Origin of the sequence: Kitasatospora sp. NPDC050463 (genome assembly GCF_040655255.1) — a bacterium.
Classification (GTDB): Bacteria; Actinomycetota; Actinomycetes; order Streptomycetales; family Streptomycetaceae; genus Kitasatospora.
Map to the genome: position 1 here is coordinate 147082 of NZ_JBFAJO010000002.1, position 19158 is coordinate 166239.

14 protein-coding genes are annotated in these 19158 nt (G+C 72.0%); 10 read left to right on the forward strand and 4 right to left on the reverse strand.

Annotated elements, in window-relative coordinates:
- Together glmS and AB0J08_RS02340 are read right to left on the reverse strand one after the other, a co-directional pair.
- Entirely contained in the window at nucleotides 1-1827 is a 1827-nt protein-coding gene (gene glmS / locus AB0J08_RS02335; protein WP_360625517.1) for a glutamine--fructose-6-phosphate transaminase (isomerizing), read from the reverse strand.
- Nucleotides 1828-1868: 41 nt separating this feature from the next.
- Nucleotides 1869-2153: a hypothetical protein gene (locus AB0J08_RS02340; protein ID WP_360625520.1), complete on the reverse strand. Its 285-nt coding sequence runs from the start codon at nucleotides 2151-2153 to the stop codon at nucleotides 1869-1871.
- Nucleotides 2154-2392: 239 nt separating this feature from the next.
- Between AB0J08_RS02340 and asnB the strand changes: the two genes are divergently transcribed.
- The 7 genes from asnB (at nucleotide 2393) to AB0J08_RS02375 (ending at nucleotide 12544) form a co-directional block, all read left to right on the forward strand.
- Nucleotides 2393-4243: an asparagine synthase (glutamine-hydrolyzing) gene (gene asnB, locus AB0J08_RS02345; protein WP_360625523.1), complete on the forward strand. Its 1851-nt coding sequence runs from the start codon at nucleotides 2393-2395 to the stop codon at nucleotides 4241-4243.
- A 215-nt stretch (nucleotides 4244-4458) separates the two neighbouring features.
- Nucleotides 4459-5586: a hypothetical protein gene (locus AB0J08_RS02350; protein WP_360625526.1), complete on the forward strand. Its 1128-nt coding sequence runs from the start codon at nucleotides 4459-4461 to the stop codon at nucleotides 5584-5586.
- A 153-nt stretch (nucleotides 5587-5739) separates the two neighbouring features.
- Nucleotides 5740-7176 (forward strand): pyridoxal-dependent decarboxylase, encoded by a 1437-nt coding sequence (locus tag AB0J08_RS02355; protein ID WP_360625529.1) that lies wholly within the window; start codon nucleotides 5740-5742, stop codon nucleotides 7174-7176.
- Between the two features lie 137 nt (nucleotides 7177-7313).
- Nucleotides 7314-8729, forward strand: coding sequence for a GNAT family N-acetyltransferase (locus AB0J08_RS02360; RefSeq protein ID WP_360625532.1), 1416 nt, complete (start codon nucleotides 7314-7316; stop codon nucleotides 8727-8729).
- Between the two features lie 367 nt (nucleotides 8730-9096).
- Complete coding sequence (locus tag AB0J08_RS02365) at nucleotides 9097-10359, forward strand: MurT ligase domain-containing protein (RefSeq protein WP_360625535.1); 1263 nt, start codon at nucleotides 9097-9099, stop codon at nucleotides 10357-10359.
- Between the two features lie 79 nt (nucleotides 10360-10438).
- Nucleotides 10439-11167 carry a glutamine amidotransferase gene (locus AB0J08_RS02370; RefSeq protein ID WP_360625537.1) on the forward strand — a complete coding sequence of 243 codons (729 nt, stop codon included), beginning with the start codon at nucleotides 10439-10441 and terminating at the stop codon, nucleotides 11165-11167.
- A gap of 351 nt (nucleotides 11168-11518) precedes the next feature.
- Nucleotides 11519-12544: a 6-phosphofructokinase gene (locus tag AB0J08_RS02375; RefSeq protein WP_360625540.1), complete on the forward strand. Its 1026-nt coding sequence runs from the start codon at nucleotides 11519-11521 to the stop codon at nucleotides 12542-12544.
- Nucleotides 12545-12643: 99 nt separating this feature from the next.
- Here AB0J08_RS02375 and AB0J08_RS02380 read toward each other — a convergent pair whose 3' ends face one another.
- Both AB0J08_RS02380 and AB0J08_RS02385 read right to left on the reverse strand, forming a co-directional pair.
- Nucleotides 12644-13471, reverse strand: a complete 828-nt coding sequence (locus AB0J08_RS02380; RefSeq protein WP_360625543.1) for a tyrosinase family protein — start codon at nucleotides 13469-13471, stop codon at nucleotides 12644-12646.
- Between the two features lie 56 nt (nucleotides 13472-13527).
- Nucleotides 13528-13932, reverse strand: coding sequence for a tyrosinase cofactor (locus tag AB0J08_RS02385; protein WP_360625546.1), 405 nt, complete (start codon nucleotides 13930-13932; stop codon nucleotides 13528-13530).
- A 456-nt stretch (nucleotides 13933-14388) separates the two neighbouring features.
- Between AB0J08_RS02385 and AB0J08_RS02390 the strand changes: the two genes are divergently transcribed.
- The 3 genes from AB0J08_RS02390 (at nucleotide 14389) to AB0J08_RS02400 (ending at nucleotide 18804) form a co-directional block, all read left to right on the forward strand.
- Nucleotides 14389-15390: a 2-hydroxyacid dehydrogenase gene (locus tag AB0J08_RS02390; RefSeq protein ID WP_360625549.1), complete on the forward strand. Its 1002-nt coding sequence runs from the start codon at nucleotides 14389-14391 to the stop codon at nucleotides 15388-15390.
- A gap of 127 nt (nucleotides 15391-15517) precedes the next feature.
- A complete protein-coding gene (locus tag AB0J08_RS02395) occupies nucleotides 15518-16261 on the forward strand; it encodes a transposase (RefSeq protein WP_360625765.1) in 744 nt (247 codons plus the stop codon).
- A gap of 209 nt (nucleotides 16262-16470) precedes the next feature.
- Entirely contained in the window at nucleotides 16471-18804 is a 2334-nt protein-coding gene (locus tag AB0J08_RS02400) for a glycoside hydrolase family 44 protein (protein ID WP_360625552.1), read from the forward strand.
- Nucleotides 18805-19158: the final 354 nt, after the last annotated feature.

A 19158-nucleotide genomic window follows, 5' to 3' on the forward strand; every position in this document is an offset into this window, starting at 1 on the left:
CTACTCGACGGTCACGCTCTTCGCCAGGTTCCGCGGCTTGTCGACGTCGCGCTTCAGGGCCACGGCGGCGTGGTAGGCCAGCAGCTGGAGCGGGATGTTGAGGAGCAGCGGGTCCAGCTCCGGCTCGCTCTTGGGCACCAGGATGCAGTGGTCGGCGAGCTTGGCCTCGGGCCGGCGGTGGGCGACGGCCAGCACGCGGCCGGAACGGGCCTTGATCTCGCCGAGCGTGGTGAGGTTCTTGTCCAGCAGCTCGTCGTCCGGCACCAGCGCGACGGTCGGCAGCTCGGGGCTGATCAGCGCGAGCGGGCCGTGCTTCAGCTCGCTGGCGGGGTAGGCCTCGGCGTGGACGTAGGAGATCTCCTTAAGCTTCTGCGCACCCTCGCGGGCCACCGGATAGCCACGGACCCGGCCGATGAACATCATGCCCTCGGACTCGGCGTACTCGCCCGCGAGTTCCGCGATCGCCTCGCTCTGCGCGAGGACCTCCCGGATCTGGTCCGGCAGCGCCTTCAGGCCGGCCACGATCCGGCGGCCGTCGGCGGGCGAGAGGTCGTGGATGCGGCCGAAGTGCAGGGCGAGCAGCGCGAAGGCGACCACCGTCGAGGTGAAGGCCTTGGTGGAGGCGACCGAGATCTCCGGCCCGGCGTGCAGGTAGATGCCGCCGTCACACTCGCGGGCGATGGCGCTGCCGACGGTGTTGACCACGCCGAGCACCCGCCCACCCTTGCGCTTGATCTCCTGGACGGCGGCGAGCGTGTCGTAGGTCTCGCCGGACTGGCTGACCGCCACGTAGAGGGTGTCCGCCTCGATCACCGGGTTGCGGTAGCGGAACTCCGAGGCGGGCTCGCTGTGGGCGGGGATGCGGGACAGCTCCTCGATCAACTGGGCGCCCATCTCGCCGGCGTAGTAGGCCGAACCGCAGCCGAGGATCTTGACCCGGCGGATCTCGCGCAGCTCACGGGCGTCCAGGTTGAGACCGCCGAGGTGCGCGGTGGCGAACCGCTCGTCCAGCCGGCCGCCGAGGGTCCGCTCGACCGAACCGGGCTGCTCGTGGATCTCCTTGAGCAGGAAGTGCTCGTAGCCGCCGGTGTCGTAGGAGTCGATCTCCCAGTCCACGGTGGACGGCTGGCGGTGGGTGGTGCGGGCGTCCTCGGTGAAGGTGCGGAAGCCGTCGGCGCGGACGGTGGCCAGCTCGCCGTCCTCCAGGTGGACGACCTGGCGGGTGTAGCGGACGAGGGCGGAGACGTCGGAGGCGGCGAACATCTCCTTCTCGCCGATGCCGAGCACGATCGGGCTGCCGTTGCGGGCGACCACGATCCGGTCGGGCTGCTCCGCGTCGAGCACCGCGATCCCGTAGGTGCCGACGACCTTGCCGAGCGCGGCGCGCACCGCGTCCTCCAGCTCGGCGCCCTCCGCGGCGTGCGCGGCGATCAGGTGGGCGAGCACCTCGGTGTCGGTCTCGGAGCGGAAGACGGCGCCGTCGGCGGCCAGCTTGGCCCGCAGCTCGTCGGCGTTCTCGATGATGCCGTTGTGGACGACGGCGATGCGCTCGGCGTTGTCCAGGTGCGGGTGGGCGTTGGCGTCACTGGGCACGCCGTGGGTGGCCCAGCGGGTGTGCCCGATGCCGGTGCCGCCCTTGAACCGGGCGGGCACGACCGCGGCGAGGTCGGCGACCCGGCCCTTGACCTTGCGGACCTTGAGGCCCCCGGTGCGGCCGGTGACGGCCACGCCGGCCGAGTCGTAGCCGCGGTACTCCAGCCGGGCCAGGCCCTCCAGGAGGAAGGGGGTCGCGTCCTTGGGGCCGATGTAGGCCACGATTCCGCACATCTGGGGGGACTCCTTAACGGGGAGGACGAGGGCGACGACGGTCAGCCGTAGACGATCCGGCGCAGCTGGCGGGCCGAGAGCCCGGGCGCCGCGACGCGTCGGGCGGGCAGTTCCTCGGCCAGCCGGGCGAAGATCTTCTCGTTGGTCAGGCCGCGTGCCTGCAGCTCGCCGTGGCGGCGGCGAACGTACTCCTCGGTCGTCTCGGAGAAGTACGCCAGCACCTCCGCCACCACCCGCGCCGCCTCGCGGGGCCCGAGCGGGCTGGTCCGGGTGAGGTGGGCGAGCAGGTCTTCGTGAGGGTGTGAGGGGCCGGGTGAGCTGGACACGAATCGGGAGCCTAGGCCGGAGGAGAGGTCGAGATCAAAGATCCTGCCCGATTTCGGGCAGGTCTTGAGACATTCGGCCCAGAACGAGGCGCCGCGCGTCCGGGTGGCGGGCCGCCACCGGCGCGCGGCACCCGTTCGCCACCCCACCGACACACCCTTGTCGCGCCACCCGTTCGCCACGTAGCGTGACACTCCGCATACGCATCGGAGATGCGTAGCGGAAGACCGGAGGCTTGCTGATGTGCGGGATCACCGGATGGGTCGACTTCGAGCGCGACCTCACGGCCGAACGTCCAGTGCTCGACGCGATGACGCGGACCCAGCTCTGCCGCGGTCCGGACGCCGGCGGAGCCCACCTGGAGCGGCACGCCGCACTCGGCCACCGCCGCCTCGCCGTGATCGACGTCGAGGGCGGCGCCCAGCCGATGACCGCCGAGCACGACGGCCGCGTGCTGGCCGCCCTCAGCTACAGCGGTGAGGTCTACAACCACCGCGAACTGCGCGCCGAGCTGGAGGCGGCCGGTCACCGGTTCCGCACCCGCAGCGACACCGAGGTGGTGCTGCACGCCTACCTGGAGTGGGGCGAGGAGCTGGCCGAGCGACTGAACGGCATGTTCGCCTTCGCCCTCTGGGACTCCCGCAGCGAGGAGCTGCTGCTGGTCCGCGACCGGATGGGCGTCAAGCCGCTGCACTACTTCCGGACGCCGCACGGTGTGGTCTTCGGCTCCGAGGCGAAGGCCGTCCTGGCCCACCCGGACGTCCGGCCGGTGGTCGACCTGGACGGGCTGCGCGAGCTTCTCGCCGTCACCAGGACCCCCGGCCGCACCGTCTACCGGGGCACCGCCGAGGTGCGGCCCGGCCACGTGGTCCGGGTGCGCCGCCAGGGCGTCTCGGACCGGCGGTACTGGGCACTGGAGGCGCGCGAGCACACCCACAGCCTGGACACCACCGTCGCCACCGTCCGCGCCCTGCTGGAGGACATCGTCCACCGCCAGCTGGAGGCGGACGTGCCGCTCTGCTCGCTGCTCTCCGGCGGGCTCGACTCCAGCGCCGTCACCGCCATCGCCGCCCGGGCCCTGCGCACGGCCGGCGCCGGCCCGGTGCGCTCCTTCGCCCTCGACTTCGCCGGCCAGAGCGAGCACTTCCGGGCCGACGAGGTCCGCTCCACCCCGGACGGCCCGTACGCCCGGATGCTGGCCCGGCACGTCGGCGCCGACCACAGCGTCATCGAGCTCGCCGCCGCCGCGCTCACCGATCCGGCGCAGCGGGCCGCCGCGCTGCGGGCCCGGGACGCGCCGGGCGGCTTCGGCGACATGGACGTCTCGCTGCTGCTGCTCTTCCGGGGCGTGCGCGAGAAGTCCACGGTGGCACTGTCCGGCGAGTCCGCCGACGAGCTGTTCGGCGGCTACCGCTGGTACCACGACCCGAAGCTCGTCGCCGCCGACGACTTCCCCTGGATCGGCGCGGTGACCCAGCTCGGCGGCGCCGGCACCGGCCCGCGCGAGCAGCTGCTGGACCGGGGCCTGATCGGCAAGCTCGACGTGCGCGAGTACCGGCGGGCCCGCTACCGCGAGGCGCTGGCCGAAGTCCCGCACCTGCCCCACGCCGACCCGGTGGAGCGGCGGATGCGCGAGATCTCCTACCTCAACCTCACCCGCTTCGTCTGCATCCTGCTGGACCGCAAGGACCGAATGAGCATGGCCAACGGCCTGGAGGTCCGGGTGCCGTTCTGCGACCACCGGCTGGTGCAGTACGTCTTCAACACCCCGTGGGCGATGAAGAGCTTCGACGGCCGGGAGAAGAGCCTGCTGCGGGCCGCCGTCCGCGATCTGCTGCCGGCCGAGATCGCCGACCGGGCGAAGGCCCCCTACCCCGTCGTCCAGGACCCGCGCTACCCGGCGCTGCTCCGGGCCGAACTCGCCGAACTGGCCGCCGACCCGGGCGCCCCCGTCCACGGCCTGCTGGACCGCCGGGCGCTCGCCGACGCGCTCGCCCCGGACACCGACCCGCAGTCCGTGCGGCTCGGCACCGACCTGGCGCTGGACCTCAACGCCTGGCTGACCGAGTACCAGGTGTCCCTGGAACTGTGAACGCCCGTCATCTCCGGACGGCATCCCCGGACGGCGGCGGCCGGGTGCCGCCGTCCGGGTGGTGACCCCCGGCCATCCCGCCTCGTTGAGCGCGTACGACGTGCGATAGCGTCGCCGACACCTCCCGAATGGCTGCCCAAAACGCGGAATCCCGCCCCCGTGCCGTCAGGATGGGGAGCTAACCGTCCACCTCGATCCGCCGGGGGATCTCCGTCATGCAGCCGCGAGCATTCGCGATTCTCACCGCGCTCCTGCTGGGAGTCCTGGGCCTCGGGTCGGTGGCCGTCACCGACTGGACGCCCGCGACGAGCGCCTCGGCGACCGCCCCGGCGGCGGCCGGTACGGCGGGCTCGGGCACACCTCCGGCCGGCGGCGCGACGCCGGCCGGCGCGAGCGCCACCCCGACCGGCGACCCGGCGGTGTGGACCCGCTCGACACTGCGCAACAAGATGATGGCCGAGATGCAGGCCTCCGACCCGGGCGTCGCGCTGGCCGACCTCGACCGGATCACCAAGCAGCTGCCGTACACCGTCCGGTTCTGCCACCCGATCGCGCACGAGCTCGGGCACGAGGCGGTCAAGCGGTACAACGCCGACTTCCAGAAGGTCATCTCCTTCCCGCACGAGACCTGCGCGGCCGGCTACCTGCACGGCGCGGTCGAGGAGATGCTGAACGCCTCCGCGCAGCCCGAGGTCGACCTGCTGAAGCTCTGCGCGCCGAAGAACAGCGGGCCCTGCATCCACGGCGTCGGCCACGGCACGATGTTCGTCGCCAAGCAGGATGTGGCCAAGGCCCGCGACCTGTGCCAGAAGTTCACCACCGACCAGAACCGGATCCGCTGCTCGGAGGGCCTGTTCATGCAGCTCTTCGGCCCGGACGAGGAGGACGAGAAGGCGAAGGCGAACCTGCCCGCCGACAAGCTCGCCCAGGACCCGCTCTACCCGTGCAAGGACCAGCCGGCCCTGTACCAGTCCGCCTGCTACTTCTACGCGCCGACCTTCTTCCTCTCCTCGCACGACTACCCGAACCACCCCGAGGTGTACGGCGAGGCACTGAAGTGGTGCCTGAACGGCAAGGCGAGCGGCGGCGCGGTGGACTGCAGCCGGGGCGTCGGCTCGCGGACCATGAAGTACAACCTGGACCGCGAGGACTGGGCCGCCCAGCAGTGCGCGACCGCCGCCGACGGCTGGCAGCGCAAGGCCTGCGCCGAGGGCCTGGTCAGCTACTACACGGTCAACTACACGGACGGCGGCGCGGCCGGCCGGCTCTGCGCCAAGATCACGAACAAGGAGATGCAGGGCTACTGCCGCTCGGCCAGTGGGCTCTCCGCCTCCCTGGACTGACGGCTCCCCCGGGCCGGCGACCGTCCCGGGTCGACGACCGTCCCGAAGAGCGGGCCCGCGCCGCACGGCGCGGGCCCGCTTTCGTAGGATCGGGCCGACCCGGGTGCGCCGAGGACGCCGCGCCACCAGGCCCTGCACCACCTGGAGCCCGCCGTGACCTCCGAGGACTTCCGCGCCGCCGCGCACGCCGCCGCCGACCTGGTCGGCGACTACCTCGCCGAGCTGCCCGACCGCCCGGTCTGGCAGCCGATGGACGACGCCGCCCGGCAGACCCTGCTGGACGCGCCGCTGCCCGCGGCGGGCCGCCCGCTCACCGAGCTGCTCGCCACCATCGGCGCGGACGTGCTGCCCCATCCGATGGGCAACGGCAACCCGCGCTTCTTCGGCTGGGTGAACTCCGCCCCCGCACCGGCCGGCGTCCTCGCCACCCTCGCCGCCTCCGCCATGAATCCCAGCTCGGCCGGCGGCGACCACGCCGACGTCCACCTGGAGCGGGCCGTGGTCCGCTGGATCGCCGAGCTGGTCGGCTTCCCCCACCCGGCCGGCGGCGGCCTGCTCACCTCGGGCACCTCGATGGCGACCATCGTCTGTCTGGCCGCCGCCCGCAACCGGGCCGCCCGCGCGGCCGGGTGGGACGTCCGCGAGGACGGCCTCGCCGGAATGCCGCCCCTCGTCGGGTACGTCACCGGCGAGACGCACTCCTGCGTGCGCAAGGCCGCCGAGCTGCTCGGCCTGGGCAGCCGGCACCTGCGCACCGTCGCCACCGGACCGGACGGCCGGCTCGACCCGGCCACCCTGCGTGCCGCGATCGAGCGCGACCGGGCCGCCGGGCTGCTGCCGTTCCTGGTGGTCGCCTCCGCCGGCACGGTCGGCACCGGCGCCGTGGACGCCTTCGGTCCGATCGCCGACGTCTGCGCCGAGCAGCGGCTCTGGCTGCACGTGGACGGCGCCTACGGGGCCTTCGGCGTCCTGGACCCGCTGATCGCCCACCGCTACGCCGGACTGGAGCGGGCCGACTCGCTCGCCCTCGACCCGCACAAGTGGCTCGGCGTCCCGGTGGACTGCGGCTGCGCGCTGGTGCGCGACACCGAGGAGCTGCGCGCCACCTTCAGCCTGGTGCCGTCCTATCTGCGCGACGAGGCGGCCGGGTCGCTCGGCTGGTTCTCCGAGTACGGCACCGAGCAGACCCGCCCGTTCCGCGCCCTCAAGGTGTGGGCCACCATCGCCCACCGGGGCCGCGACGGCATCGCCCGGGACATCGCCCGCTGCACCGCTCTGGCCCGCCACCTCGGGGAACTCATCGAGGCGGACGACGAGTTCGAGCTGCTGGCCGAGGTGCAGACCTCGATCGTGGCGTTCCGCCACCGCGCCGCCGGACTGGACGCGGCGGCGCTGGACGCGCTCAACCGGGAGCTGCCGGTGGCCGTGCAGCGGCGCGGCCGGGTCTTCGTCACCGGCGCCCGGCTCGACGGCCACGAGATGCTGCGCGCCTGCCTGCTCAACGCCGACACCACCGAGGCCGACCTCGACCTGCTGCTCACCGAGGTGAAGTCGGCCGCGGCCGACCTGCTCACCCACGAGCCCCGGTGACCAGGGGCGCGATTCACCGCACCGGTCCCGGCCCCCGGCGGCCAGCGTGCGGCGGCGAGCGTGCGAAATCACCGACATTAACCGACAGGTCACGGGGGATTCGTGATCGCGAAACACCGGAGCGGCAGATTGATGGCATGGAGCACACGGAGCCTCTGACGACGACCGACCGCGCCGACCACTCGCCGACCCCCTCCCGTGCCCAGCGGCGCGGCGCCAGAACCCATCGCTGGCGCCGCGACACCGTGGAACTCGCCGCGATCTTCCTCTCGGTGACCGCCGCCGACCTGGTGGCCAAGATGGTCGTGCACGGCCCGGAGGGCCCGGTGGTGCTCGCCGCGTCCGCGGTGGCGCTGCTCGCCACGACCCTGTTCCACACCTGGTGGTCGCACCGGCACCATCTGCACGGTCCACCGGCCCCGGACGCGCCGGCGCCCCCGGCCGCGCCCGGTCCGGACGGGCTCCGGGGGCCGCTGCACGACTTCGAGCAGACCACGCTCTGGCGGGTCCGCACCACGGTGCAGGACTCCCCCGGCAGCCTGGCCCGGGTCTGCACGGCCTTCGCCGAGCGGCAGGTCAACATCGTCTCGATGCAGTCCCACCCGCTGCCGAACGGCACCGTCGACGAGTTCTTCGTCCGCGCGCCGCACGCGCTCACCCGGGCCGATCTGGCCGCGCTGGTGGCGGGGGCCGGCGGGCACGACATCTGGAGCGACCCGGCCGACGCGCACGACCTGGTGGACGTGCCCACCCACGTCCTCGCGCTGGCGACCCGCACCGCGCTGGACGCCGCCGAGCTGCCGATCGCGCTGCGCCGGCTGTTCGGGCAGTGCGCCATCCGGCAGTACCCGGGGGCGGCCCGGCGCGGCGGTGGGGTGGACGGGCACGTGATGCGGCTGCCGGTACCCTCCGGCGACCTCATCGAGCTCAGCCGCCCGCACCTGCCGTTCACCCCGACCGAGTTCGCCCGGGCCCAGGCGCTGGTCGAGCTGGACACCCTGCTCGGCCCCCGGGTGCCGGACGTCCGGGCCCGGCTGAGGCTGCCCGCCGGGGCGGACCTGACCGTCCGGCGCGCGGACGCGGGCGACCACGAGGCGGCCCTGGCCATGCACCACCGCTGCTCCCCGGAGACCCTGCGCAAGCGCTACCACGGCCCGGTCCGGGACGCCGACCGCTACCTGGACCACCTGCTGGACGCCCGGCACGGCCAGACCCTCGCGGTCGAGGCCGCCGACGGGCGGATCGTCGCCCTCGGCCACCTGATGTGGGACGACGCCAGCGCCGAGGTCGCGGTGCTGGTCGAGGACGACTGGCAGCGGCGCGGGCTGGGGCTCGACCTGATGCGGCGGATGGCCGCACTGGCGATGGAGGCCGGGGTGGAGACGGTGTACGCCGTCACCAACTCCTCCAACACCGGGCTGATCGCCACCATGCGCAAGCTGGCCGCGCCGCTGGACTACCAGGTCGAGGAGGGCACCCTGGTGATCACCGCGCACCTGGCGGAGGCCGCCGAGGAGCTGCCCGTCCCCTGGCCCAGCCGGCCGAGCAGGTAATCGGTTCTTCACCACATCCTCACTCCGCATCACCGGTCCGGACGGCGATCACACCGTCCGGACCGTCGCGTTCCCGGGTCCGACCGGCCCGGCGGACACCTCCGCGGGCCCGGCGGCCGGCCGCCCCCGAAGGGAACCGGCCGGCCGGGCGAGGCGTCCCCCGCAGTGAAAGGCCCCTCCGTACACCGCCCGTCCTGACGCCGCGTCAGGACGGCGCCGACGAGGCAGCCGGCGCCGTCGCAGCAGGCGGCACGGGGTCCGGAGCGTCGAGCCGAGCGGCGGAGTCGGTAGGCTGGCCCCGTCCCCGCCGCCCGACGGCCCGTTATCCGGTCCCGGGCGGTGCCGCAGCAAGGAGGAACCACTGAGCATGGCAGGCACCGAATCGGAGCCCACAGGCGCACGCGACGCCTCGCTGCCCGCCCGCGCCAAGATCGCGGTCACGGCCGGCAAGGTGGCCGCCGCCCTCTCCCAGAAGGCGGGCCGAGGCAGCGGCTCGGTGATCGGCGGCAAGATCGCCCTCAGGCTCGACCCCGATCTGCTCGCCACCCTCGCCGACCACCTAGACGTGGTCCTGGTCAGCGCCACCAACGGGAAGACCACGACCACCCGGCTGATCGCCGAGGCGCTGCGCGCCGCCGGCCCGGTGGTCTCCAACGCCCTGGGCGCCAACATGCCGGCCGGCATCACCTCCGCCCTGGCCGGCGGCTCGGACGCCCGCTTCGGCGTCATCGAGGTGGACGAGAAGTACCTGGCCGGAGTCGCCCGCGACACCCACCCGAAGGCGATCGCGCTGCTCAACCTCTCGCGCGACCAGCTGGACCGCGCCGCCGAGACCCGGATGATGGCCGAGAAGTGGCGCGAGGGCCTCCAGGACACCGAGGCCGTGGTCATCGCCAACGCCGACGACCCGCTGGTGACCTGGGCCGCCTCCTCCTGCAAGAAGGTGGTCTGGGTGGCCGCCGGACAGGCCTGGAAGGAGGACGCCTGGTCCTGCCCCGCGTGCGGCGGCGTGATGCAGCGCCCCGGCGACGACTGGTTCTGCCAGGACTGCGGCTTCCGGCGCCCCAACCCGCACTGGGCGCTCCAGGGCACCCACGTGATCGACCCGCAGCGCGGCGCCTGGCCGATCCAGCTCCAGCTGCCCGGTCGCGCCAACCTGGCCAACGCCACCAGCTCCGCCGCCGTCGCCGCCGTCTTCGGGGTCCCCCCGCAGGTCGCGCTGGAGCGGATGCAGTCGGTGACGGCCGTCGCCGGCCGCTACGACGTGGTCCAGTACCAGGGCCGCGACATCAGGCTGCTGCTGGCCAAGAACCCGGCCGGCTGGCTGGAGACCTTCTCGCTGATCGACGGCCCGCCGGCGCCGGTCATCCTCTCCGTCAACGCGCTCGACGCCGACGGCACCGACACCTCGTGGCTCTGGGACGTCGACTACGAGCGCCTCGCCGGGCACCCCGTCTTCGTGATGGGCCAGCGCAAGCTGGACCTCGCCGTCCGCCTGGAGGTCGCCGGGCTGCAGTTCCACGTGGTGGACTCGCTGGAGCAGGCCGTCCGGATGGCCCCGCCCGGCCGGATCGAGGCGATCGCCAACTACACCGCCTTCCAGCAGCTGCGGAAGGTCGTGGCCGGCTGATGTCCGGCCCCGGGGACCGGTCCGGCCACTCCTGCCGGACGAGCCCAGCAGCCCACTTCACGATGGAAGGCCTTCGAGGATGAGTGAGAGCAGCCTGCGCGTGGTCTGGGTCTACCCCGACCTGCTCAGCACCTACGGCGACCGGGGCAACGCCCTGGTCGTGGAGCGCCGGGCGCGCCAGCGCCACCTCAACGTGACCAGGATCGACGTCCGCTCCGACCAGGCGGTGCCCACCAGTGGCGACATCTACCTGATCGGCGGCGGCGAGGACCGCCCGCAGCGGCTGGCCGCCGAGCGCCTGCGGGGCGACAGCGGGCTGGTCCGGGCCGCCGAGAACGGCGCGATCATCTTCGCCGTCTGCGCCGGCTACCAGATCCTCGGCCACGAGTTCGTGAACGACCTCGGCGAGCGCGAGCCGGGCCTCGGCCTGCTCGACGTCTGGACCACCCGCGGCGAGGGCGCCCGCTGCGTCGGCGACGTGCTCGCCGACGTCGACCCGCGCCTGGGCCTGCCGCAGCTGACCGGCTTCGAGAACCACCAGGGCGTCACCCACCTCGGCCAGGGCGTCCAGCCGCTGGCCAACGTCACCGCCGGCCGGGGCAACGGCACCGGGGACGGCACCGAGGGCGCCTGGCGGGACACCGTCTTCGGGACGTACCTGCACGGCCCGGTGATGGCCCGCAACCCCGCGGTCGCGGACATGCTGATCAAGCTGGCACTGGACGTGAACGCCCTGCCGCCGGCCGACACCACCTGGTACGACGCGCTGCGCGCCGAGCGCATCACGGCCACTTCGCGCCCCGCGTAGTACGCCGGCCCGCTCCGACCGGGTGCCCGCGATGCGGTCACCCGGTCCACAGGCGGGCCTGGACGTACGACAATGGGGCTGCCGGCTGCACACCCTCCTCGGCAGCAGGCTGCACTTCCGCGCGGGGGCGCCGACGGCGCCGCTCCCGCGTCGACTCCTGCCCGGCCGGACGCAGGGGTCGTATGCTCGACTGCACGGCCGTTTTCGGGCGTTCTGTCCGGATCGGTCGGTCCTTCACTCCACGGTCATCTCCCCGCCATCACGGCGTGGGAGCGGGCCGCTACGGTGACGGTTCGTCGTCCCAGCCTGTAGTCCGGCCGTTCCTCGGTTCTGCTCGGGAGTTGCAAAGCAATGCGTATTGGAGTGCTGACCAGCGGCGGTGACTGCCCCGGCCTGAACGCGGTGATCCGCTCCGTGGTCCACCGAGGGGTGGTCGACCACGGCGACGAGATCATCGGGTTCGAGGACGGCTGGCGAGGCTTCCTGGAGGGCGTCCACCGCCCGCTCACCCTGGACTCGGTGAGCGGCATCCTCGCCCAGGGCGGCACCATCCTCGGCTCCTCGCGAGTGCAGCCGAGCCACCTGCGGGACGGTGTCGAACGCGCCAAGCGGTACTGCGCGGACCTCGGTCTGGACGCGGTCATCCCGATCGGCGGCGAGGGCACCCTCAAGGCCGCCAAGCTGATGAGCGACGCGGGTCTGCCGATCGTCGGAGTGCCGAAGACCATCGACAACGACATCGCCGCCACCGATGTCACCTTCGGCTTCGACACCGCCGTCTCGGTCGCCACCGAGGCGCTGGACCGGCTGAAGACCACCGCCGAGTCGCACCAGCGGGTCATGGTCGTCGAGGTCATGGGCCGGCACACCGGCTGGATCGCGCTCAACGCGGGCATGGCCGCCGGCGCCCACGCGATCGTCGTCCCGGAGCGCCCGTTCCACATCGACAAGCTCACCGACGTCGTCCGCGAGCGGTTCGACCGGCAGAAGAAGTTCGCGATCGTGGTCTGCGCCGAGGGCGCCAAGCCGGAGCCCGGCACCATGCACTGGGAAGAGGGCAGCAAGGACATCTACGGCCACGAGCGGTTCACCGGCATCGCCACCCAGCTCTCCCGCGAGCTGGAGCACCGGCTCGGCAAGGAGGCCCGCCCGGTGATCCTCGGCCACACCCAGCGCGGCGGCACCCCGACCGCGTACGACCGGGTGCTCGCCACCCGGTTCGGCTGGCACGCGGTGGAGGCCGTCCACAAGGGCGCCTTCGGCCACATCACCGCCCTGCAGGGCACCAACATCAACCTGGTGCCGCTCGCCGAGGCCGTCGCCGAGCTCAAGACCGTGCCGCAGGAGCGCTACCTGGAGGCGGAGACGGTCATCTGACCCGCCCCGCCCCGACCGACGGCCCCCGAGCGCACGCACACGCTCGGGGGCCGTCGGCGTTCGGATCCAGGGAGGGCGGACCCGAATCAGGCGCTCGGATCAGAACCCGGTGTCGTAGGTGTACCGGGCGCTGTGGTCGAGCATGTCCGCCGGGGTGACGTTGTTCCACGGCTTCATGGTCTCGCCGAGGTCCACCACGTTCGCCGTGCCGGAGGCCGGCAGGTAGCCCGAGGTCGGGTGCAGCTTCTGCCACTCCGACCAGAGCTTGTCGATGAAGCAGTGGTGCAGCCAGAACACCGGGTCGTTGGGCGACATGCCGGTGGTCATGTGTCCGCCGACCCAGACGTGCACCCGGTTGTGCAGGTTGACCCCGCGCCACCCCTCCAGGTTGTTGCGGAAGCCGTCCGAGGCGCTGTTCCACGGCGCGGCGTCGTACGTGGCGATGGCGAGCACGCCGGTGGCCTCGGAGCGGGTGGGCAGCTGGGCGACCGAGACGCCGAACTGGCGCCGCAGGAAGGTGCGGCTGTCGGGTCGCACGCCCAGCGTCCAGTTGCCGGTGGAGAAGGCGAACGGACCGGTGGTCACCTGGCCGTCGCTGCTGCGGCCGTTGCCGCCCATGAAGTCCGCGCCCCAGATCGAGGCGGTGGTGGTGCGGTCCGCCGTCCAGTCCCAGTACGGGAGGGTGACGGTCGGGTCGATCGCCTGCAGGGCCTCCTCGAACTGCAGCAGGAAGCGCCGGTGCCAGGGCAGGAAGGACGGCGAACGGTGGCCGACCCGCTCGCCGTTGTCGGTGTCGCTGGTGATGAAGCTGTTGTGGGTCGTGACGAAGGAGTCGTACCCGCCGCTGCGCTTGAGTTCGAGCACGGCGTTCACGAAGGCGCGCTTCTCCTGGGCCGTCAGGGTCGCCTGGTTCTTGCGGACTGCCATGAGTCCCCCCTTGGGTGTGAAGTGGTGTTCCGGGTCCGGGTGTTCGGACTCGTGACTCAGACCGTCGCGATCGGCACGAGCGTGGCGCCCTGCAGCTCGGTGACGGCCGCGCGGGCGAGCGCGCGCGGCGTGGCGAAGGTCTGGTAGTGGTTGACGACGCTGATCCAGGTGCCGTCGGCGTTGCGCATCATGTGCAGCTCGTCGCCGTCGATCCGCACCGAGTAGCCGGCGCCGCCGTGGTGGTGGCTGCTGCCGTCGGTGACCGGGCGGCCCTGTATGCGGCGGCCCTGGAAGACCTCGTCGAAGGTGTTGGACGCCCCCGGGTCCGCCGCCGTCGCCGACTTGCTGGTCGGCCCGGCGACGCCGAGCACGACGGTGCCGGCCGCTGCGGTCAGGGCCACGGCGGCCCCCTGCAGCATCCGGCGTCGGGTCAGCTCCGAGGCATGGGTGTCTTCGGACATGGTGGTACCCCCTTGAGCACCCCGCCGTGTGTTGGGGCGCCGTTCAGAAAGGCTTGCAGAAACGTTAATGCGAGGCGATTCCATGATCGTGCTCGCTGTTTCGATGCTTTCAGGGCAAGTCGACCTAGAGAACTGCCAATCGGCGGGGGTACGTACGGTTGGCACGGATTCAGCCATCCACCGATGGACCACACCTCGGACGCCCCAGGAAGATCTCCCGTTTCTCCACGGAAGGATCGTCAGGAGAAGATGGATCTTCACACTGTGCAGATTCCGCACCGCAAATCCTTCGCCTCCGACCCAACCGCGGTGATCGGCCTCACCCGGGCAGGATGGCGCGATGCGACGGCCTCCGTCCGGCCGCCGGTGGCCGAAGTACGGTCAGCCCAGGGGCATCTGTCGGTCCGTCGGCACGCCGCGCGGTGTCGGCCGCGGGCGTCTCGGTACCGTGCGGGGATGGAGATCCTCGCCTACGGCGTCCAACAAGATGAGCGGCCCCTGCTGGAGAGGGCCTTCGCCGAGCGGCACGCGCTGCGGAGCCTGGCGGTCTTCCTCGACCACGACACCGCGCCGCTCGCCGCCGGGTACCGCGCGGTCAGCAGCAGCGTCAACGACGTCCTGGACGCGGCTACCCTGGGCCTGCTGACCGCCGGCGGCACCGAGCTGATCGCCCAGCGCTCCACCGGCTTCAACAACATCGACCTCGACGCCGCCGCCGAACTCGGCCTCACCATCGCCCGGGTCTCGTACTACAGCCCCCACGCGGTGGCCGAACACGCCTGGGCCCTGGCGCTCGCCGTAAACCGCCGGCTCACCCGGGCCACCAACCGCTCACGCGAGTTCGACTTCCGCCTCGACGGCCTGCTCGGCCGCGACATCCACGGCATGACCGTCGGCGTGCTCGGCACCGGCAAGATCGGCGAGTGCTTCACCCGGATCGCCCACGGCTTCGGCACCCACCTGCTCGGCTGGGACATCGCCGAGAACCCCGCCTGCACCGCCCTCGGCATGACGTACGTGGACCGCGCCGAACTGCTCGCCCGCTCCGACCTGATCAGCCTGCACGTCCCCCTGGTACCCGACACCCACCACCTGATCGACGCCGCCGCCCTCGCCCTGATGAAGGACGACGCCATCCTCATCAACTCCAGCCGCGGCGGCCTCGTCGACACCACCGCCCTGGTCGAGACCCTGCGCGCCGGCCGGCTCTCCGGCGTCGGCCTCGACGTCTACGAGGAGGAGACCGGCGTCTTCTTCTACGACCGATCCGTCGAAGGCATCAGCGACGACACCCTCGCCCGCCTCGTCACCTTCCCCCAGGTCCTGGTCACCAGCCACCAGGCCTACTTCACCCACACCGCGGTCGGCCAGATCATCGACACCACCGTCCGCAACATCGACGACTTCGAAGCCGGCCGCATCAACGAAAATACCCTCGTTCCAGCCTCACGCCCCTAGCCTGCGCGTTTCACGTCGGGCTGGGACCGGATCGTGAGCGGAAAACCGAAAGTGCCTTCTGAGCTGTTCTGAGCTGCAACGATGAGGCTTGTCTAAGGTCCCAGTCGTTCCAGCAGGAAGGCACTTTCTGCGTGCACATACCCGGTCACGCCCCAAGCTCGTCGTCAGCGCCGACGGGCACGGGGTGGTCAACCACGCCGGCTCGCGTCTGCTCGCGGATCTGGCCGACGCCACCACGCTGACCAGCGCCTTCAGCGACGCTCTGCACCGGCTGCGGCCGCGCGGGACCGGGCACGATCCCGGCCGCGTCGCGGTGGAGCTGACAGTGATGCTCGCCGACGGCGGCGAAGCGATCCGGGACCTGGCCGTGCTGCGCGACCAGCACGAGGTGTTCGGCCCCGTCGCCTCCACCCCGACCGCCTGGCGAGTGCTGGCCGGCATCGACACCGCAGCCCTGAACGCACTGCGGGCAGCCAGGGCCAGGGCCCGCGAGGTCGCCTGGCTCCAAGCCGGCGAGACCGGACGCACCATGCCTCCATCGCACGCCGGAGGACGTGAACTACCGGGCCTGGTCCTGGACATCGACGCCACCCTCGTCACCTGCCACTCCGAGAAGGAACAGGCCGCCGCCACCTACAAACGCGGCTTCGGCTACCACCCGATGCCCTGCTTCCCGGACAACACCGGCGAAGCCCTCGCCGGCATCCTGAGACCGGGCAACACGACGAAGGCGACAGCCCGCCGACTGCTGAGGGCGCCGAGGCCCCGGGCGGACGCTCGTGCGTACGTGTTGACACTCCGGACCAGGCGCTCCAGACTCGCATATGGGAGCGCTCCCACGAATGACTGGCTTTATTTGGCGGCGAGTTGAGGAGTTGCGCCGTCGGCCGGGCAACGCCAGTGCCGGCCGCAGCGTCCTGCCTCGCCAGACCAACCGGCCGGTGAGATCCGGGTTCCCACAGCGCGGTCGTTTCCATCCCCCCACCCAAGGCCGCGGCGCTGCCGACGGTACGTGTCCATCGCACGCTTCGGGCGTTGCGGGCCGTACCGCCCGCGCTGTCGGCTGCTGAGAAGGAGACCATGCGTACGACACACAAGGCGGCCGCCTTGGCGGCAGTCGCGGTACTGCTGGCCGGTACCGGAGCGGCGCAGGCCGTCGGTACCGCGCCCGGGCGAGCGGTGCCCAGGGCCGCTGCCTCCGCGGGCCCGGCGGTCACCGTGGACGCCACCAGCGGGCGGCACGCCATCGATCCCCACATCTACGGCATGAACTTCCCCGACGAGGCGCTGGCCAAGGAACTGCGTCTGCCGATGGGCCGCTGGGGTGGCAACGCCACCAGCCGTTACAACTACAAGCTCGACGCCTACAACGCCGGGTCGGACTGGTACTTCGAGGACCTGCACTACAGCAACGACACCGCGGCCCTGCCCGCCGGATCGCAGGCCGACAAGTTCGTCGAGCAGAACCGCAGGACCGGCACCGACACGCTGATGACCGTGCCGATGATCGGCTGGACGGCGGCCGGCCGCGACAGCGGCTGCGGGTTCAGCGTCGCCAAGTACGGTCCTCAGCAGGACACCGACGCGCAGTGGCGGCCGGACTGCGGCAACGGCAGGAAGCCCGACGGCAGCCTGATCACGGGCAACGATCCGAGCGAGACCAGCACGCCCGCGGGGCCGGACTTCGTCAAGGGCTGGGTGCAGTACCTCAACAGCTCCTACGGCACCGCGAACAGCGGCGGGGTGCGCTTCTACAACCTGGACAACGAACCGGACCTGTGGTTCGGCACGCACCGCGATGTCCACCCGGCCGGGCCAAGCTACGACGAACTGCGCGACAGCACCTACGCCATCGCCGCAGCCGTCAAGGACGCCGACCCGGCCGCGCAGACCCTCGGTCCGGTCGGCTGGGGCTTCAACTCGCTGATCTACTCCGGCCTGGACCAGCAGGTGTGCGGCGAGCAGGGGGGCAGTTGCTGGTCGAACCCGCCGGACGCCGCCGCGCACGGCGGCGTGCAGTTCGCCCCGTGGTATCTGCGGCAGATGAAGGAGTACGAGCAGGCGCACGGGCGCCGGATCCTGGACTACTTCGACGAGCACATCTACCCGCAGCAGTCCGGTGTGTCCGGCAGTGCGGACGATGCGGCGACGCAGGCCCTGCGATTGCGTTCCACCCGGCAGTTGTGGGATCCCTCGTACGTCGACGAGAGCTGGATCAACCAACCGATCCAGTTCGTCCCCCGGATGCGCTCGCTGGTCGACCAGAACTACCCGGGCACGAAGCTGGCCATCTCGGAGTACAACTGGGGCGCGCTGGACCACATCGACGGCGGCCTGGCCCAGGCCGACGTGCTGGGGATCTTCGGACGTCAGGGGCTGGACCTGGCCACCCTGTGGTCACCGCCCAAAGAGACCGACCCCGGAGCGTACGCCTTCCGCATGTTCCTGAACTACGACGGCCAGGGCGGCACCTTCGGCGATACCTCCGTCAAGGCCGCGAGCGCCGACCAGGACAAGCTGTCGGTGTACGCGGCCGAGCGCAGCAGCGACCATGCCACCACGGTCATGGTGATCAACAAGACCACCGGCGACCTGACCGCACCCGTCTCCGTGACCGGTGGCACCGCGCTCCCGGCAGCAGCACAGGTCTACCGCTACGGCCAGGGCGACCCCACCGCGATCCAGCACCCGGCCGGTCAGCCGCTGAACGGCGGCTCCTTCACCGCGACATTCCCGGCGTACTCCATCACCGAGTACGTCATTCCCGCCGGCTCGGCCCAGGCCACCCCGCCCTCGGCACCGGGCACTCCCACGGCCTCCGCGACCGGCCCCGACCGCGTGACGCTGACCTGGCCGGCCGCCACACCCGGGACCTCCCCCCTGGCGGACTACCGCGTGTACGCCGGCGACCCGGCCACCACGGCGCCGCTGGCCACCGTCCCCGCGTCGGCCACCACCGCCATCGTCACCGGACTGACCCCTGCAACCGCCTACACGTTCCGCGTGGTGGCCACCGACACCGGGGGCCGCAGCTCACCTCCGTCGGCTCCGCTGCAGGTCACCACCGGTCCGGCCACGGCGAGCGGCTGCACCGTCGCCTACCAGGTCGGCAACGACTGGGGCACCGGCTTCACCGCGAGCGTGAAGATCACCAACCTGGCGGCACCGGTCACCGGCTGGCACCTCGGATTCACCTTCGCCGGCAATCAGAAGGTCACCCAGGGCTGGAGCGGTACCTGGGCGCAGACCGGCGCCGCAGTCACCGTCGAGGGCGCCGGCTGGAACGCGTCCCTGCCCACCGGGGGTTCCACCACGATCGGCTTCAACGGCGCCTACTCCGGCGCCAACCCCTCGCCCGGCGGCTTCACCCTCAACGGCAACACCTGCACCACCGCCGGCACCGCGCTCCACTGACCCGCCCCGGCCGTCGGCCACGCACCCGCACCCCACTGACCCACCTCGTACCCGCATGGCCGACCCCGAACAGCAGGGGTCGGCCATGCGCCACCACGCCACCCCCGGCCGCATGGAGCGGGCGGTGCGGATCGGGAACCAGTGGTCCCCATCCTTCGTCGTCGTGCCGGAAAAGGACGACTTCAGGCGCCGTGTCCGCTGCCCTGTCGGCCGCCCCTGCACGGGGCGGTAGTCCAGGACGACAGTGCCGCCACGAGTCAAGACTCCCCACGGTCACTGGCTGCCCGTCAGCCAATTCGCCCGCTCCGAGGCCAACGCCTGCTGGCCAATGATGTCGCCCGTCCGGAAACAGGG

Excerpts from the sequence above, each read along its gene's own strand:
- AB0J08_RS02365 (WP_360625535.1), top strand. The coding sequence starts at position 9,097 with ATGGCAGGCACCGAATCGGAGCCCACAGGCGCACGCGACGCCTCGCTG.
- AB0J08_RS02400 (WP_360625552.1), top strand. The coding sequence starts at position 16,471 with ATGCGTACGACACACAAGGCGGCCGCCTTGGCGGCAGTCGCGGTACTG.
- AB0J08_RS02390 (WP_360625549.1), top strand. The coding sequence starts at position 14,389 with ATGGAGATCCTCGCCTACGGCGTCCAACAAGATGAGCGGCCCCTGCTG.
- AB0J08_RS02360 (WP_360625532.1), top strand. The coding sequence starts at position 7,314 with ATGGAGCACACGGAGCCTCTGACGACGACCGACCGCGCCGACCACTCG.
- glmS (WP_360625517.1), bottom strand. The coding sequence starts at position 1,827 with ATGTGCGGAATCGTGGCCTACATCGGCCCCAAGGACGCGACCCCCTTC.
- AB0J08_RS02375 (WP_360625540.1), top strand. The coding sequence starts at position 11,519 with ATGCGTATTGGAGTGCTGACCAGCGGCGGTGACTGCCCCGGCCTGAAC.
- AB0J08_RS02350 (WP_360625526.1), top strand. The coding sequence starts at position 4,459 with ATGCAGCCGCGAGCATTCGCGATTCTCACCGCGCTCCTGCTGGGAGTC.
- AB0J08_RS02370 (WP_360625537.1), top strand. The coding sequence starts at position 10,439 with ATGAGTGAGAGCAGCCTGCGCGTGGTCTGGGTCTACCCCGACCTGCTC.
- AB0J08_RS02380 (WP_360625543.1), bottom strand. The coding sequence starts at position 13,471 with ATGGCAGTCCGCAAGAACCAGGCGACCCTGACGGCCCAGGAGAAGCGC.
- asnB (WP_360625523.1), top strand. The coding sequence starts at position 2,393 with ATGTGCGGGATCACCGGATGGGTCGACTTCGAGCGCGACCTCACGGCC.
- AB0J08_RS02385 (WP_360625546.1), bottom strand. The coding sequence starts at position 13,932 with ATGTCCGAAGACACCCATGCCTCGGAGCTGACCCGACGCCGGATGCTG.